14 protein-coding genes are annotated in these 16,510 nt (G+C 37.3%); 2 read left to right on the top strand and 12 right to left on the bottom strand.

All coding sequences use genetic code 11. The features are described 5' to 3' along the window. Positions 1 to 26: 26 nt before the first annotated feature. The 11 genes from H3T47_RS04035 to H3T47_RS04085 form a co-directional block, all read right to left on the bottom strand. Positions 27 to 1,169, bottom strand: a complete 1,143-nt coding sequence (locus tag H3T47_RS04035) for an SLAP domain-containing protein (protein WP_199282629.1) — start codon at positions 1,167 to 1,169, stop codon at positions 27 to 29. Between the two features lie 20 nt (positions 1,170 to 1,189). After that, the gene (locus H3T47_RS04040) at positions 1,190 to 2,077 is read right to left on the bottom strand and encodes a metal ABC transporter solute-binding protein, Zn/Mn family (RefSeq protein WP_199282630.1); all 888 of its coding nucleotides are present in this window, start codon (positions 2,075 to 2,077) and stop codon (positions 1,190 to 1,192) included. Positions 2,078 to 2,374: 297 nt separating this feature from the next. Continuing rightward, complete coding sequence (locus tag H3T47_RS04045) at positions 2,375 to 3,100, bottom strand: LrgB family protein (protein ID WP_038524191.1); 726 nt, start codon at positions 3,098 to 3,100, stop codon at positions 2,375 to 2,377. Beyond that, complete coding sequence (locus H3T47_RS04050; RefSeq protein WP_038525050.1) at positions 3,100 to 3,534, bottom strand: CidA/LrgA family protein; 435 nt, start codon at positions 3,532 to 3,534, stop codon at positions 3,100 to 3,102. The genes H3T47_RS04045 and H3T47_RS04050 overlap by 1 nt, the downstream gene beginning before the upstream one ends. Before the next feature lie 149 nt (positions 3,535 to 3,683). Next, positions 3,684 to 4,421: a LytTR family transcriptional regulator DNA-binding domain-containing protein gene (locus H3T47_RS04055; protein ID WP_199282631.1), complete on the bottom strand. Its 738-nt coding sequence runs from the start codon at positions 4,419 to 4,421 to the stop codon at positions 3,684 to 3,686. Positions 4,422 to 4,432: 11 nt separating this feature from the next. Continuing rightward, the gene (locus H3T47_RS04060) at positions 4,433 to 6,133 is read right to left on the bottom strand and encodes a LytS/YhcK type 5TM receptor domain-containing protein (protein ID WP_233335839.1); all 1,701 of its coding nucleotides are present in this window, start codon (positions 6,131 to 6,133) and stop codon (positions 4,433 to 4,435) included. 281 nt (positions 6,134 to 6,414) lie between these two features. Then, complete coding sequence (locus H3T47_RS04065; RefSeq protein WP_199282633.1) at positions 6,415 to 8,385, bottom strand: fructose-specific PTS transporter subunit EIIC; 1,971 nt, start codon at positions 8,383 to 8,385, stop codon at positions 6,415 to 6,417. A gap of 17 nt (positions 8,386 to 8,402) precedes the next feature. Further along, positions 8,403 to 9,317, bottom strand: coding sequence for a 1-phosphofructokinase (gene pfkB, locus H3T47_RS04070; RefSeq protein WP_199282634.1), 915 nt, complete (start codon positions 9,315 to 9,317; stop codon positions 8,403 to 8,405). Beyond that, positions 9,317 to 10,072: a DeoR/GlpR family DNA-binding transcription regulator gene (locus H3T47_RS04075; protein ID WP_199282635.1), complete on the bottom strand. Its 756-nt coding sequence runs from the start codon at positions 10,070 to 10,072 to the stop codon at positions 9,317 to 9,319. Before H3T47_RS04075 ends, pfkB begins: the two co-directional genes overlap by 1 nt. A gap of 220 nt (positions 10,073 to 10,292) precedes the next feature. Then, complete coding sequence (locus H3T47_RS04080) at positions 10,293 to 11,687, bottom strand: MDR family MFS transporter (protein ID WP_199282636.1); 1,395 nt, start codon at positions 11,685 to 11,687, stop codon at positions 10,293 to 10,295. A 47-nt stretch (positions 11,688 to 11,734) separates the two neighbouring features. Beyond that, entirely contained in the window at positions 11,735 to 12,184 is a 450-nt protein-coding gene (locus tag H3T47_RS04085) for a MarR family winged helix-turn-helix transcriptional regulator (RefSeq protein WP_199282637.1), read from the bottom strand. A gap of 166 nt (positions 12,185 to 12,350) precedes the next feature. On the opposite strand from H3T47_RS04085, the gene H3T47_RS04090 reads away from it, so the two are divergent. Further along, on the top strand, positions 12,351 to 13,706 hold the full coding sequence (locus H3T47_RS04090; RefSeq protein WP_199282638.1) for a threonine/serine exporter ThrE family protein: 1,356 nt from the start codon (positions 12,351 to 12,353) through the stop codon (positions 13,704 to 13,706). A gap of 188 nt (positions 13,707 to 13,894) precedes the next feature. Further along, the gene (gene add / locus H3T47_RS04095) at positions 13,895 to 14,914 is read left to right on the top strand and encodes an adenosine deaminase (protein WP_199282639.1); all 1,020 of its coding nucleotides are present in this window, start codon (positions 13,895 to 13,897) and stop codon (positions 14,912 to 14,914) included. Positions 14,915 to 15,007: 93 nt separating this feature from the next. Here the strand turns inward: add and H3T47_RS04100 are convergent, their stop codons facing one another. Further along, complete coding sequence (locus tag H3T47_RS04100; RefSeq protein ID WP_199282640.1) at positions 15,008 to 16,453, bottom strand: FAD-dependent oxidoreductase; 1,446 nt, start codon at positions 16,451 to 16,453, stop codon at positions 15,008 to 15,010. Positions 16,454 to 16,510: the final 57 nt, after the last annotated feature.

Here is a 16,510-nt window from a genome sequence, read left to right on the forward strand (position 1 = left end):
ATCTGACAATTTATATTCCTTACTTTTTACTTAAAATTGCCCACTTTGATAAATTGATTAACATCAATTGGGTAATACTTACGACCCTTAATTTTTACTCGTCCACCATAGGTGCGGACATAATTGCCACGATATAATTTACCCGTGCCAATTCGTTGACCAGTACCATCATAAATAAACGCATTGTGACTCAAGCGCTGCAATTTGCCTTCTACGTTGCTGGCAACTACATATTGGTTAATGCCGATTTGCAGATATTTTCTCTTTTTAATGGTCTGATTGCCGTAAATAGTTAATTTGGTGCCTGCTTTTTTAGTTGGTAGTTTAGTTGCCACGCCATTTTCATCATATACCAATGCATTATGGATCAGAATTTTTGTACCAACCGGCTTTGGTAGAATATTTGAAACTGGCTTCTTAGCAGGCTTACTGGTTTCAACAGGCTTAGTAACCACTGGATCAGAAGCAGCAATACCAGTATTAGTAGTTGAAGACCCTTGATCATAATAGTATTTAACCAGATCGAAGAAATCATCCATCGAATAACCCCATTTAGCAAAATAGCCATCAGGGTCGGTATGATCTGTTCCTCCTAAGAATGTAGACACAGCATGGTGCGACCATATTGTTCCTTGACCATCATGAACAGCATTATCAGGGACTAAATTGTACCGGTGTAAAATTTGCGCAACATAAATGGCATCATTATTGACGCCTTTAGCAAAATCTGCGAGATTGTTTTCCTCACATAATTCGACTTGAACAAAGCGGTTGTTTGCTACAGGACCAGCACCCCAAACACCATAGTCTGGACTAGTCATTTGAATAACGCCTGTTTTATCTACAAAGGCATGGACATAAGCATAAATATTCATCCATTCTCTATTAAAGTAGATAGCTTCGTTATGCGCTGTAGCATTAGGTGTAGCAGTTTCATGAATAACTACGCCCTCAGGCTTGCCATTACGATAATTAATAGGGTTAGCGGAGGAAAAATCATTATATTGCACGCCTTCTTGAGCCAGCATTTGGTCCAAATATGTCACGCCACCATAGGAATTTTGTTTTGCAGTATCATTGATTGTACTTGCCTGGACCACCAATGACTCTGGAGCTGCTACAGTTGCGATGCTTGCACCCAATGCCAAAGCAGCAATTAACTTTTTCATTTTGCTTCCCCCTTATAACTTTATATTTGAGCGACCTTAATTAAATCTTGGTAACTATCTTTCATCCAATCGAGATAATTAGTATTATCTGGGATAGTTTCTCTTACCTTTAAAATACGAATACTATTCTTTTCTGCTAACTTAATAAAATTATCAACCGTAGAACTTGAGGTCTGTTCATTAACTACAAAAAATGCAATTTGTTGTTTTTTAAGACCCTCAGACATTTTCTGAACGGCTGCTGGACTAGGATCAGTGTTATTTTGAATTGCCTTTTCGAAATCTTTATTTGCGACTTTAATATTGACGGAAGCCAAAGCATAATCAAACACGGGCTCACTAACGTAAACAGGCTTTTTAACGTGATGGTTTAATTTAGCAGAAGACCTTTGCACGCGGGCTATCTCAGCTAAATACTTCTTACCATTCCTACGATAATAACGTGCATGTTTAGGATCCTTTTGACTGAGCCTCTTAACTAAGTAATTAACATACTTTGTAGGCATAGTCAAATCAAACCAAATATGAGGATTAGCGCCCTTTTCAAGGCCCATCAAATCTTCGCCCACTCTAATTGGCTTTTTGTCAACTGAGGAAGCAAGTTTATCCATCCAGCCGTCATAGCCTAAACCATTTTCTACAACGATATCTGCATTAGATAATCTTTTGGCATCATTAGTTGTAGGCTCAAAATCATGTGGGTCAGCTGCTGACTTCTTGATAATAGCCTCTGCTTTACCATATTTACCGACTATGTTTTGCGCAATATCAGAATAAACATTCGTCGTAGTCATAATTGAGATTTTGTTGCTTTTATGTGGCTTTGGTGAACATGCACTTAACGTTAAAAGAACTAAGCCTAATAAGGTTGTTACAGCAAATAATTTTTTCAATTTAACAAATTTCATTATTGTTGTCATTCCTTTTCATTTTAAAGTGTAGTTTCTTTGTCTGACAGCACCCTCATCAATTGAGGTACAGCCGAAAGTTACTTACAATTAATAACCATTATACACTAAAAACAGATTGCTTTGAAAGCGACACCTTAAATACTTATATTACAGTTTTATTAATGAAATAAATAAAAAGACTATTTTGTTACTATGATTAATTCAAATTAAGTCGAGATAATCTAAAAAGCGTGCGATCAATTCGCACGCTTTAGAGTAAGTAAACAGAATATCATAAAACTATTAATTATTAACTTATAACCCAATTACATGGGCAAAAACAGGAACTAACAAATTATCAACTAAAGCCGTTGCCACAACTGCTACAGCAGCAGTTGCTCCTTGAATGGAACCCATTTCCAAGGCAAAAGCTGAACCAATAGTGTGTCCAGCAGCACCAAGTCCCAGACCAGTTCCCAGTGGATCACTATTTAAATTAAACCACTTAACCAGCTGTTTACCTAAAGCGTAGATAACTACGGCATTAAGTATACATGCCATGGCAGTAACCGATGCGTTGCCACCAATAGCTTTTGTCAGAGGCATTGCAACTGCAGTAGTAGCTGACTGGCTAAGCATTGATTTGATACCCACGGCGTCTAGACCAACTGCTTTAGCAACAAGTGTTATCAAGACCATTGAGAAAAGTGTACCGAAAACCAAACCTAGAAGAATAACCAACCAATTCTTCTTTACAACATCGTTACGCTTATACAATGGCACTGCGAAAGCAATTGTAGCTGGCGTGATAAACCAGAAAATGATGTCACCACCGGGTTTATAGGCTTTAGCATAAACAGTAGCCGTTGTTACGTCAAAGCACTTAGCTAAGATAATTAGAATTGCTATTCCTAAGACCATAGCCACAAATAATGGTTGAAAAAGGAAAAAACCTTTAGATTTTTTAAATAGCCATTGACCAATTAAAAATACAATCAGCGATAAAAATACGCCAAATAATGGATTAGTAATATATTGCATTACTTAACATCTCCTACTTTTTTATGATCGACTACATGCAATTGGCTATTAGTAACTTTGCTAATAACCCAACTAAAGAATCTTGTAGTGTAGGCAGTAACAACTAATAAAATGATTGTAGATGCAATTACTACTATGATTAGTTGTAATCCCTGCGTTTGCATAATCTTCAAATTTGCAGCTAATGAAATTCCAGATGGAACAAACATAAAACCAATCAGTGAGATTAATGCACTACCAAAAGAATCAACCCATTCAACTTTAATAACATGAAAGGTTAATAAAACATATAGCAAAACTAACCCAATTACTGGAGTTGGGACGGGAAAAGACTTTGGCATTAAGTCAGAAATTATTTGTGCTACAAACAAAATTGCAGCATAGATAAACATCTGAACTAAAATTGGAGCTGATTTTGTTTTTTCTTTCTTCATAAAATCAATTTCCTTTCTCATTTAAGCTTTCTTGCTTTCACATAATACGATACTGGTAAAAACGATTTTTGTAAGCGATTTACTGGCGAATTGCAAAAAATGGCTGGTGAACTGCATTTAGACAATTTCACCAGCCATTTTAAATATTTTTACATTCCTAAGCGTTCGTTTAACTCTTTGCGGTATGACCGTCCCACTTGTATTTTGGCATCATTAACCATGATTAGCAACAAAGTATGATTAAACCAAGGCTGTATTTCCTTAATATCTTCAATATTGACGATCGCATTCCTATGAACTTGCATAAAACATGAATTTGTTAAACGCTCTTTTAGCCAAGCCAAAGTTTTTCGTGTTTCATATTTTTGCGTATTTGTTTCAATGGTCAAAATGCCATTGTTAACTGTTGCTGCTATTATTTCCAGCTTTTTAACAATCACATTACGATCTTCAAGTTCGATACTTAAAACATCGCTTTTCTTTTGTTCACGCTGCTTTAAGTTATTGTCTTTAGTATTTAAAATCTTTGCCGCCTTGGTTAACGCTTGATCAATCCGCTCTTGTTCAAAAGGTTTTAACACATAATCAAGCGCGCCAACATCAAACGCTTTAACAGCATAATCATCGTATGCCGTGGCAAAAACAATCATCGGAGAATAACTCAGTTGTTTCAGCTCATCTGCTAATTCAAAACCATTTTCTTCATTAAGTGAGATATCTAAAAACAATAAATCAACCTTATATTTAAGTAAAATTCCCTGTGCTTCTTTGACATCTTCTGCTTGATAGAGTTTTATCTTCTGCTTTTTTAAAACAGGACTTTTTTTAATTAGATATGACAATTCAGTCCGCGCTAATGGTTCATCGTCAACCACTAAAATTTTCATTTACGTTTCCCCTAACTTTCAAAATTACTTTTTTCCGCTTGGTTTAATGGAATTTCAGTTATAAAAGTTGTTCCTCTGTCACTGGTTTGAATATGCAACTGGCTATTTGTACCATATAAACCTATCAGTCGTTTATTCAAATTATACAATGCCGTTCCGCTACCAGTTGTTTCACTAATCGGCTTTTGACCGAGTCTTTTTAAAATAGCTGGCTTAATGCCCACACCGTTATCACTGACTAAAATCTGTAAATAGTCCTCTTTTTTACTTAACTTAATATTGATCTTATTACCGGTTTTCCGACCCTTAAAAGCATGCTTGATGGCATTTTCCACAAAAATTTGCAAGCAAAAAGAAGGCAGCAGGGTATCATCTGGAACATCAATTTCGTAGTTTATCGTAAATTTATGCGGAAAGCGCAATTCCTCAATTTCAGTATACGCACTAACGTAGCGCTTTTCTTGTTCGACAGTAATCTCTTTTGCCTGACCATTTTTCAAACTCAATCTAAAAAATGTACTCAATTCCATCAAGGCTCTATGGGCCTCATCGACATTTACCCTCATCAACGCACCAATCGTATTAATGGCATTAAAGAAGAAGTGGGGATTAATTTGAACTTGTAGTGCCCGAATTTCAGCCTCGTTGACTAAACTTGTTTGCTGCTCCGCAATACCAATTGCGAGTTGACCTGAAAAAATCATGGCTAACCCACGAACCAAGTTTTCTTCAACAACAGTCATTTCCTGTTCAGCACAAAAATATAATTTTAAAGCGCCAATTGTTTTTTCATTCACCTGCAAAGGGCAAACAATTGCAGATGACAGCGGGCAACCTTCATGAGGGCAGCCAATTTCTTTTTTAGAACGTGCCAATTTTTCCTTACCGGTAGCGATCACAGTTTTAGATAAATCAGTTATGACTGGTTCCCCTGCAATATGGTGGTCCTGCCCTGCACCCACATGAGCCAAGACGTTAACACGATCAGTTAAACCTACTGCGTCGAAATTAGTATACTTTTTGATAATTTTACAAACATGTTCAGCAGAATCGTTATCAAGACCGTGACGAAAATAGGGTAATGTTTTATTAGCCAGCTCCAAGACATCTTTAGTTTGCACGGCCCGCAATTGCCGTTCATTAGATAAATAAGTCTTCAAGATTTCTATAAATAAGCAAGACCCAACTGTATTTAATAAAATCATGGGAATAAAAATTAATTTAATTAAGCCGAAACCATGAAACGCAAAAATAAATGCCATTTGAATTAGTTCTGCTAAAAAAGATAAAACTGCTACCCAAAAAGTTGACGGGTATAAATTATTTTTCTTAACTTTATCACCTAAAACACCGATTAAATAGCCAATTAATACTGAACTGACGATATAAAAATAATCTGAAAAGCCACCGAAAATTACCCGGTGCAGACCACCTACCAAACCAACTAATAACCCCACATACGGTCCTGCGGTCAAACTGGCAGTTGTAATGACCAGCATACGTGTATTCGCAATTGAATCCGATTGTGGTAATCCAGTGATAATTAAAGGTGTAAAAATTTCTTTTGAGCTTGAAATTTCTACCCCAGTCAAGTTTGCGATCACTACAAATAGTGAAAAAATAATAAACAGCCATATTTGTGATTTAAGAGTCCGCTTTTCAATTAAATCTCTAAAAAAGCGCATGTTAACAAGGAGAAACGCTAGAACCATTATGATTCCTAAACGCTCTGATAGTAAGACAAATAAATTAAACACGTTATTCTCCAATTCTAAACTAAGTTGGAATGCACCATTTATACCATATAAGTATCGCAAATTTTTCAACATAAGCAATAGAAATCGTATTCAACTGCGCAAAATAATATTTTAAATGGTAAAAATAGGCTGCTAAATTCACGAATAAAAAATTTAAGCAAGCCCAGAAAATACTAAACAAAAAAGCACTAAGCTAGCGAGCAGCTTAGTGCAATTTTTAAAAATAATTGAATTGATTATTTATTCTCTTGTTGATCGATCGGTTTTTTCCACAGACCTAAAATTACGCCTGCAACAATGGAGCCAATAATTGTAGCAACAAAGTAAAGTAAAATGTGGTTAGCAAGTGGAGAAACCCATAATCCACCGTGAGGTGCTGGAACGCCAATGTGCCACAAGCCCACTAAGGCACCACCAACAGCAGAGCCAATGATGCATGAAGGCAGTACGTGTCCAGGATCAGCTGCAGCAAACGGAATAGCACCTTCAGTAATGAAAGAAAAGCCTAAAATCCAGTTAGTTAAACCAGCACGGCGCTCATCCATAGTGTACTTATTCTTAAAGAAAGTTGTGCCAATCGCGGTCGCAAATGGCGGTACCATACCACCCACCATTACGGCAGCCATCATCACAGCGGCAACAGTTGAGTGCGGGTCGTTGGCAAAGGCGCCTGAAGCAAAGACATAAGCAGCCTTGTTGAAAGGTCCACCCATGTCAATTGACATCATGGCAGCTAAAATAGTTGTCAAAACTACTAAATTGCCTGTACCCATTTGGTTCAAGAAATTAGTAATGGCAAAGTTAATAGCACTAAAGATTGGGTTAACAATGTAATACATGATCAGGGCAATGAAGAACAGGCTCAAGATTGGATAAATGAGCATTGGCTTCATCCCTTCAAGTGATTTTGGCAACTTGGCAAATAATTTCTTTAAGCCGACCACTAGATAACCAGCAATAAATCCAGAAGCCAGACCACCTAAGAAGCCCGCAGGTGATTTTGCGTTTGTTACCACATTGGCAACATAAGCACCACCGTAAGCGCCACTATAAACTGTCGCCATAAATCCGCCGACAAAACCAGGCATTAAAGCCGGTAAGTCACCGATTGATTCAGCGATGTAACCTGATAGAATTGGCACCATGAACGCAAAAGCCATGTTACCGGCATTGTTCAAGAAAATAAAAGCAGGAGATTTTGGTCCACCAGCATAGTTTTCCACAATAAAGGAAATTGCCATTAAGATACCGCCGCCGATAACAAAAGGCAACATGTGAGAAACGCCGTTCATAAGGTTCTTATAAATTGAACCCCAAACGCCCTCTTTAGAGTTGTCACTATCGTCACTACTCTTTTCACCGTTTGAATGGTAAACGCTGGCTTTTGATTCTAAAATGTTGTCAATCAATTCATCAGGCTTGTTGATACCGTCAACAACTGGGCGAGAAATTAGTGGCTTGCCATCAAAACGAGGCATGTCAACTTTCTTATCCGATGCAATAACAACTCCCTGGGCACGGCTAATCTCATCGGCGGTCAATTTATCCTTGACACCTTCTGAACCATTGGTTTCAATGCGCACATCAACGCCACGCTTTTTACCAGCTTTAATCAAAGCCTCTTGAGCCATATAAGTGTGGGCAATGCCGTTAATACATGCAGTAACGCCGACAATTAAAGGTTTTTCTTCCTTCTTACTGTCACTGGTACTTGCAGCTTGTTCTTTCTCAGCTTGTTTAGCGGCATCTTTTTGTTTTTCAGCGTCTTCAAAAAGCTGGATTACTTCTTCAGGGGTTTGCGCCTTTTTAAGAGCGCTAACCAGATCAGGATCAATTAATAACCCGGACAATTTAGCTAAGGCTTCAAGGTGAGTATTATCAGCACCGTCTGGCGCGGTAATCATAAAGAATAAATGAACCGGTTGACCATCAAGTGAATTGTAGTCAATTCCCTTTTCGCTTTTAGCAAAAAGTACACGCGCCTTATTGATTGTTTTATTGCGGGCATGTGGCATTGCAATACCTTCGCCAATCCCGGTAGTAGATTCATTTTCGCGCGCCCAAATTGACTTAATGAATTCATCTTCGTCATTGACGATGCCTGTTTTGACTTCCAAGTCTGCCATTTCCTTAACAGCATCTTCCTTATTAGTCGCTTTAAGCGCCATAATCATGGATTCAGGAGCCAAAATATCTTTAATTTTCATTTTAAATTCTCCTCAAATTACGAAATTTCTTCAACATTAATTTGCGGCAAAACCGCATCAATCTGACTTTTAACTGCAATATCCTTAGTAAAGGCTGTGGCAGCACCGCAGGCCATACCAATACGGAAGCTTTGAGCTGGATCCTTTGTCTTTACATAAGTACCAACAAAGCCAGCTATCATTGAGTCACCAGCTCCAACCGAATTAACTGCAGTTCCAACAGCTGCTTTGGCATGATAAAAATGTTTTGGCGTAATCAGATAGCCACCTTTACCAGCCATGGAGACCATAACATTTTGCGCACCCATGTCAAGCAATTTGCGTGCGCACTCAAGCATCTCTTTATCTGAAGCAAAAGTGGTATTAAACAAGTCAGCCAGCTCATGATGATTGGGTTTAATTACCAGCGGCTTATAGCTCAAAGTATCAAGCAAAGCTTGACCAGTGGTATCAATTACGAATTCTGCTCCAGCTTCCTTAATAGTAGGCAAAAGTTCTTTATAAAAATCAACTGGCAAACTAGGAGCTAATGAACCACTTAAAACTACAATATCGCCTTTTTGTAAATCGCTTAGACGAGCTTTAAAAGCAGTTATTTCTTGAGCAGTAATATTCGGCCCAGCGGCATTAATTTCAGATTCTTCTTCAGCGTGAACTTTCACATTAACACGGGTCACATCAGAAATAGTCACAAAATCATTAACAATGTGCCGCTGATTAAGTTGACGTACCAATTCTTTACCGGTAAAACCACCGACAAAGCCCCAAGCTGTATTGTCAATATCCAGCTGATTGAGAATTTGGGAAACGTTAATTCCTTTACCACCAGCTAGAAACGAGCAGTTATCTGCGCGATTAACTTCACCACGGTTAACCTGCTTTAATTGAATTACGTAATCCAAAGCCGGATTAACTGTAACTGTATAAATCATTAGCAAATCTCCTTCAAATTAATTTTGGCTGGCAGTAGTTCTTTGTCTTTTGTGCTCAATGCAGTAGTAACGATGGTAACATCACCAGCTTGGGCAAAAGTCGCGAAACTGCGCTCACCAATTTTAGAAGTATCGGTCAAAATGTATGCCTGATCAGCCCGTGCAATTTCAATTTTTTTAATAGCTGCTTCTTCAGTATCGGGCGTGGTCAAATTGCCGTTAGAGTCAAGTCCGTTAGTCCCAACAAAACTGGCGGAAAAATTCATTTCCTGCAGTTGCTTTAGGGCTGTTTGACCAACAACAGCGTGCGTATTTTCCTTAATGCGGCCACCTAAAAGAATAGCCTCAATCCCATGATTAAGAGCGCATAGTGCTGTTTCTAAACCATTAGTAACAATCGTTACTCCCGGAATTAGAGCAACAAAAGGAACCATTTCATAAGTTGTCGTACCTGCATCAATAAAAATGTAATCATCTTTATGAACAAAGTTTTTAGCAGCATACTGAGCGATTAGCTTTTTATCACTATGATTCATAGAAAAACGAATGTGTTGTGATACATCATGGGTAAAGCTTTTAACTGATTGCGCGCCACCATGCACTCTTTTGACCAAACCTTTTTGTGCCATTTGATTAAGGTCCCTTCTGATTGTTGACTCCGAAGTCGAAGTCATTGAGCAGAGATCACTAACTCGGCACAGTCCATGCTGGTTAACGTAGTCTTCAATTACTTTTTGTCTTTCTGGCGTTAGCATACATTTCACCTCCAGACAGTATTTTATGCGGTTTAATAATTAAAAGCAATCATTTTCAATCATAACTTTTCATTTTCTGGCAAAATCATGCAAATGCAAGCAAAAAAACTGAAAAGATCAAGTCATACATAACTTACTTTTCAGCTATTTTGTTTTAAATTAGATCAGGAAAACTATACTTTTTTAAATTACAATTAGCTTCTCAAATTTCGATTTAAATTCAATTAAGTCCTTTTTCTTTTTTAGGTAAAAACATTGAGCAACAAAATCCAATTATTGCAAAAGTCAGCATTAGGATAAAACCCCAGCGATATCCAACTGTCAAATTTGCCGTCTTAGCATTTGAAGCACCATTTGCACATAAACTAATTACTAACATTGATAATGCCGTTCCGAGTGAGCCACCGATTTGTCTAACTGTAGAGGAACCTGCATTAGCATGTGCAGTCATTTGAGGTTCTACCACATTGATGCCTGCAGTAAACGTGGTCATCATGGTGAAAGATATACCTACCATACGTAAGGCATAACACAGACTAATTAAAACTAAACTGGTTTTACTATTAAAAAAAGTCATTGGGAAAGTACCCAATAAAAGTATAGAAAATCCGAAAAGTGCTAATTTTTTAATGCCAAATTTATCAAATAAAGAACCTGAAACTGGATTGCAAACGATCATTAACAATGCTCCTGGCATCATTACTAAACCAGAAGTTAATGCGCTTTCTGCTCTGGTGGTTTGTAAATATAAAGGTAAAACTAATTCAATTCCAACCATTGAGATATTGCTGATAGTGCTCAATAAAGTATACAAGTCAAATTTTAGATTATGAAAAACACGAATATTAAGCAAAGGATTTTTCATACGCAACTGACGACGACAAAATAACAAAATAATTAGTGTACCAATTGTAAAGAACGCAGCTATTGCAATTGTAATTTTGCCAGTGTTCCCAATATCAGACAAGGAATACAAGATTAAACCAAAGCCAAAAATAGACTCAACAAATGATACTAGGTCTGTGGTGCTTTTACGAGGTTCAGTGATGTTTTGAATACTAAAAACTGCACAAATGGCAACTATACCACTGGCAATACTTAAAATGATAAAAAGCATTTGCCAGTCTGCATACCTTAAGATTAATCCTGAAATTGTGGGGCCAACAGCTGGTCCAAAACCAATTACTAAGCCAGTGATTCCCATCGCCATACCTCTTTTTTCAGGAGGAAACATAAGCAAAATGACATTTTGAATAAAAGGCATTAAACTACCAGCCGCAACTGCTTCAATAATTCTGCCTAACAGCAATACTGGAAAATTAGGCGCAAAAATACAAATAACTGATCCTGTTAAAAAAATAAGCATCATTGTTAAAAAATTTTGTTTTAAACTAAATGATTCAAAGACCCATGCTGACATGGGTATCATTAATCCCACGACCAGTAAATAAGAAGTAGTAAGCCATTGAGCAGTAGCCTGATTAATTTTAAAAGTAGCCATTATCGTTGGCAGAGCATTATTGAGAAAAGTTTCGGCCAATAGCGAAACAAAAGCTCCAAATAGTAAAACAGCCATCATTAAATTTCTTTTTTTATTAGAAATATTTTTTTCCATTTTTACCCTTTCATTTATATAGCATGCTATACTTTTGCTAATAATAATTAAAAGTTAGCCGAAATCTTGCTCAGAACTTGTTCCAGTTCTGAAATTTCACGATCTGATAAACCTTTAGTAATGCGAGTATTAACATTGGTCATAATCGAACGAATCTTGACAATATTTTTGTCAATTAAATTAAAACCTTTATCCGAAAGCTTCAAAACAATTTGCCTTTGATCATTTTCTAAACGCGAAGTAGCAATTAACTTATTTGCTTCTAAGCGCTTAACTATTCCTCTGATTGTAGGATGACTCAGCACAAAAGCATCTGCCACTTCTTTTTGGGTAATTTGTTGCGCTTTTGATTCATATAAATAAATCATCAAAGAAATTTGGGCACCTGTTAAAGAATAATCTCTAAAAATTTCTGCAAACTGCTTGTTTAATTCCTTTTCAATCAAAGTATTTGCAATTTTAATTTTGGGACCAATTCGATTTAAAAAAGCTGTCATACTATTTCCTTTTGTCACAAACCGTAATACTATTGTTTTATCATACTGTAGTATACTACACTTTTTGATGATTAACATGATTTTAAAAACGAATCCTACAAAATTGTTTCAACCATGTGTATGGTAAAATTAAAATATTATAAAAAGAAAGGTGATAAATTCAATTATGAAAAACAGCCAATCTCCAGCATCATATCCGAAGATTTCTAACAAACACCACATGAGAATTCACTGGAAACAATTTTTCAAAAGTCCAGATGATACTTTAGTCAAAGATATCACCTTAGTAGAAAAAGGATCTTTAGTCGGCAGAATTGGCATAATGCTACTTCAATGTGGTACTGGGGCTTGGCGCGTACGTGATTCTATGAATACCATTGCACGTGCACTTAAAATCACTTGTTCAGCAGACATTGGTCTAGTAAATATTAGTTATACCTGTTTCGACGTTGACAACAAGTCTTACTCACAAACCCTTTCCTTACCTGCTACGGAAGTAAATATGAACAAGCTTAATGAAATGGAAGAATTTGTCAGAAAATTTGAAACTGAAAATGATTATTGGACAATTGGTGCAGTTCACCACCAGTTGAATCAAATTGAGCGCCATACTCAAAATTATCCTCTAATCATTTCTGCTTTGAGTGCCGGCTTAGCCTGCGCCAGTTTTATTTTTCTCCTTGGTGGTGGAATACCGGAAATGTTATGTACATTTTTTGGAGCGGTCATTGGCAATTATTTACAGCAATTATTGGGACAGAAAAAAATTACTTTAGTTGCCAAAATAACTGTTGGTGTGGCTATTTCCTGCGCGGTCTACTTCATCTGCTTTAAAGTAGGGACAATACTTTGTGGTTGGGGAAATAATCATGCATATGGCTACATTGGATCGATGCTTTATGTCATTCCCGGATTTCCCTTTATTACTTCTGGTCTTGATATGTCAAAACTTGATATGCGATCAGGGCTGGAAAGACTAGCCTACGCAATACTAGTTGTCATGATTGCATCAATGGTTGGTTGGGGTATGGCCACTATGCTCAACTTATCTCCGGGTACAATGCCCCAAATTGCTCTTAGTCCGGTGCTATTGACAATTTTAAGAATGATCGCCAGTTTCTGTGGTGTTTTTGGCTTTTCAATCTTGTTTAATGCTAAAGTATCAATGGCGACTGTAGCAGCAGTTATTGGAGCGTTGGCAAATACATTACGCCTTAGTTTAGTTGAATTTAATCACGTTCCAGCTGCATTAGCAGCATTCATCGGAGCATTGTTAGCAGGACTAATTGCCAGTTTTGTCCGTGATAAAGTTGGTTTCCCTCGTATTGCAATCACCGTACCTGCAATCGTAATAATGGTTCCCGGTTTATACATGTATCGTGCTGTCTTTAATTTTGGTATTACTAACATTAATGTTGGTGCTTATTGGATTATGGATGCTTTAATGATTATTACTGCCCTGCCAATCGGTTTACTAACCGCTCGGATTTTAACAGATGCAAAGTGGCGGCATGCAGATTAAGTTTATTCAAGGATGATTCTTTTTACCTAGCTATATTTTTAGTTAGGTATTTTATTTGCACTCAGTTATTCTAGGAACGTATATTTTAATTTTCTTGAATTTGTTCGTATTTTACTCTATTTTTATGATAAAAATTATGCTAAACTAGAATAATAGTTTAAAAAAAGAACATTATTAAGGAGGATTATATGAGTTCAGTCGTTACACCAGAATTTACCCGTGGCCTGCCTAAAGCCGAATTGCACTTGCATATTGAAGGCACTTTAGAGCCAGAACTGAAGCTAAAATTAGCTAAACGCAATCATGTCGATATAGGTCAAACGACCATTGCCGATGTCCAAAAAACATATAACTATCATGACTTAGCATCATTTTTAGCTGTGTATTATCCAGCAATGAATGTTTTACAAACTGAAGAAGACTTTTACGACTTAGCTTGGGACTACTTAACTAAGGCAGCTGCCAATAATGTACGGCATGTTGAACTCTTTTTTGATCCCCAAGCCCATACTAGCCGTGGCATCCCCTTTGAAGTCGTTCTAAATGGACTTTATCAAGCTACAGTTGATGCCCGTGCTTTAAATGTCGATGCTCATCTAATCATGTGCTTTTTACGTGATTTTTCAAAGGAATCAGCTAGAAAAACACTGCAGGAAGGTCTGAAATATCAGGATAAAATTATTGGCATTGGACTTGATTCTGATGAACATAATAATCCACCGCTAAAATTTGCCCGTCAATTTGAAGAAGCAGCTTCTGCTGGATTTCATATCACCACTCACTGTGATATTGATCAAAAAGATTCAATCGAACATATCCGTCAAGCTCTAGAAATTATGGAAGTTGAACGTCTTGATCACGGTACCAACATCGTGGAAGATCCAGATTTGGTAGAATTAGCAGCCAAAAGAAAGATCGGCTTAACGTCTTGCCCACTGTCTAATAGCTTTGTATCACCAGAGATGAAAGGTCAAGAGGTTATTGAGCTATTAAATGCCGGTGTCAAAGTATCTATTAACTCGGATGACCCTGCCTATTTTAAGGGCTATATTAGTGACAATTATTATGCTTTAGCGCAAAAATATCATCTTGCCCAAGATCAAGTAGTACAACTTGCTAAAAATTCTTTTGAAACTTCTTGGATAAGTCAACGTCAAAAGCAATTATATTTAGATGAAATTGATCGTTTTGTAAAAGCAAACGCATAATTTAAAATTCACACAAAAAGGCCAGCTCATATTAAATGAGTTGGCTTTTTCGTTGGTATAATGTTTTATTTTGAAATTATTTTTTTGACTATTTTATTTATTAGCTGCAATTGCTTTAATTGCGTTACGTCCTGAAAAGATGCAATATCCTGCATGCGTGCCAGGAATATTAACGCCATAGGTATCACCATATAAAACGGCTGAACCATCGCCACCAATAGCATACAAGCCCTTAATTGGTCTACCTTTAGTATCCAATACTTCATTATTAGTGTTAACCCGCAAACCGTCACCGGTAGTATAGGCACCAACGCCTAATTCAATTGCGTAAAATGGACCCTTGCCATCAACTGGCAACATGTATTTAGCCGGCTTATGGAAATCGGTATCTTCGCCGTTGGCAGCCATTTCATTATAGTGTTTGACATACGCAACTAAGTTAGGAGTTTCAATTTCTTGAGCCAATTCTTCCAGCGTTGCAGCTTTATGCAGGTATTCGCGACCATCTTTTTCAGCTTTGGCAATATCATCACGCAAAGTTGGGTATCTGTCTTCTGGAACAAAAGGTTTCATCGATCTTGGATATGACTTATCAGTAAAGTCATCCAAAATCTTTTGGCTAAAGATGCAGAAGACCCGGTCTTGACGGTTCATTGAGTTGCCTTCGTTTGCCCAGTTCACTACAGCTGCGCTTTCATCGACAAAACGCTCACCGAGTTCATTGACCCACATTTGTGGTTGATCACAAACTGAACTCCAGATAGCTGTGCCCCAGAGCTTGAATGAAGGGACAGTCTTATCTTTCAATTGTCCGCCAAACATCATGGCCATTCCCGTAAAGTACTTTTTAGCACCTAACTTCCAGGCTAATCTCAAACCATCTCCAGTATTTTTACCAGAGTTAACTGGAATAATGTTATCAGGATTTTGGTGTGGCGTACTTTCTAATAATTTTTGATCATTTAAGTATCCACCTGTTGCCAAAACAACGTTTTTGGCATTAACCACTTTCGTCACTTTTTCAATGACGTCAGTTAAAGTAACATCATAAGTGCCGTCTGCATTTTTCTTTAAGTCAGTCACTCTCGTTAATGTGGCAATGGTTATGCCCTTCTTTTTAGCATACGGTTCTAGGCCATTATGAATGGCATCATGACCCCTGCCTTTGAACAAATGCCAAGTTCTAGCACCTGAACCTAAATTGGCAACCATTCCAATTTCAGCGCCATGGTCCTCAAGCCAAGAAACATTTTTACCAGCATTTGCAATATACTTTTGCCACATTTTGCCGTCAGCCTTGTAATGTGAATAAGTTAATTCCTCTTTAAGCAAGTCTTCCTTATTAAGTGTGGCATTATCCTTTTTTTGCAATTCAGAGTCGGCGGCAAAAACACCTTCTACATAATTGCCAGTTCCGCCAGTCGTTTTACCTTTTTCAACCAGCAAAGTCTTTAGGTTATTGTCAACAGCTTCATCTGCAGCGGCAAAGCCGGCAAGACCTGCTCCCACAATGACTACATCATATTTTTCTTGTGTCATAATCTATTCCTCAAATTAAAACTATGCTGTTATTTTTCTTACATAGTCTTGAACATA

The organism is Lactobacillus sp. W8093 (assembly GCF_016100925.1).
GTDB lineage: Bacteria > Bacillota > Bacilli > Lactobacillales > Lactobacillaceae > Lactobacillus > Lactobacillus helsingborgensis.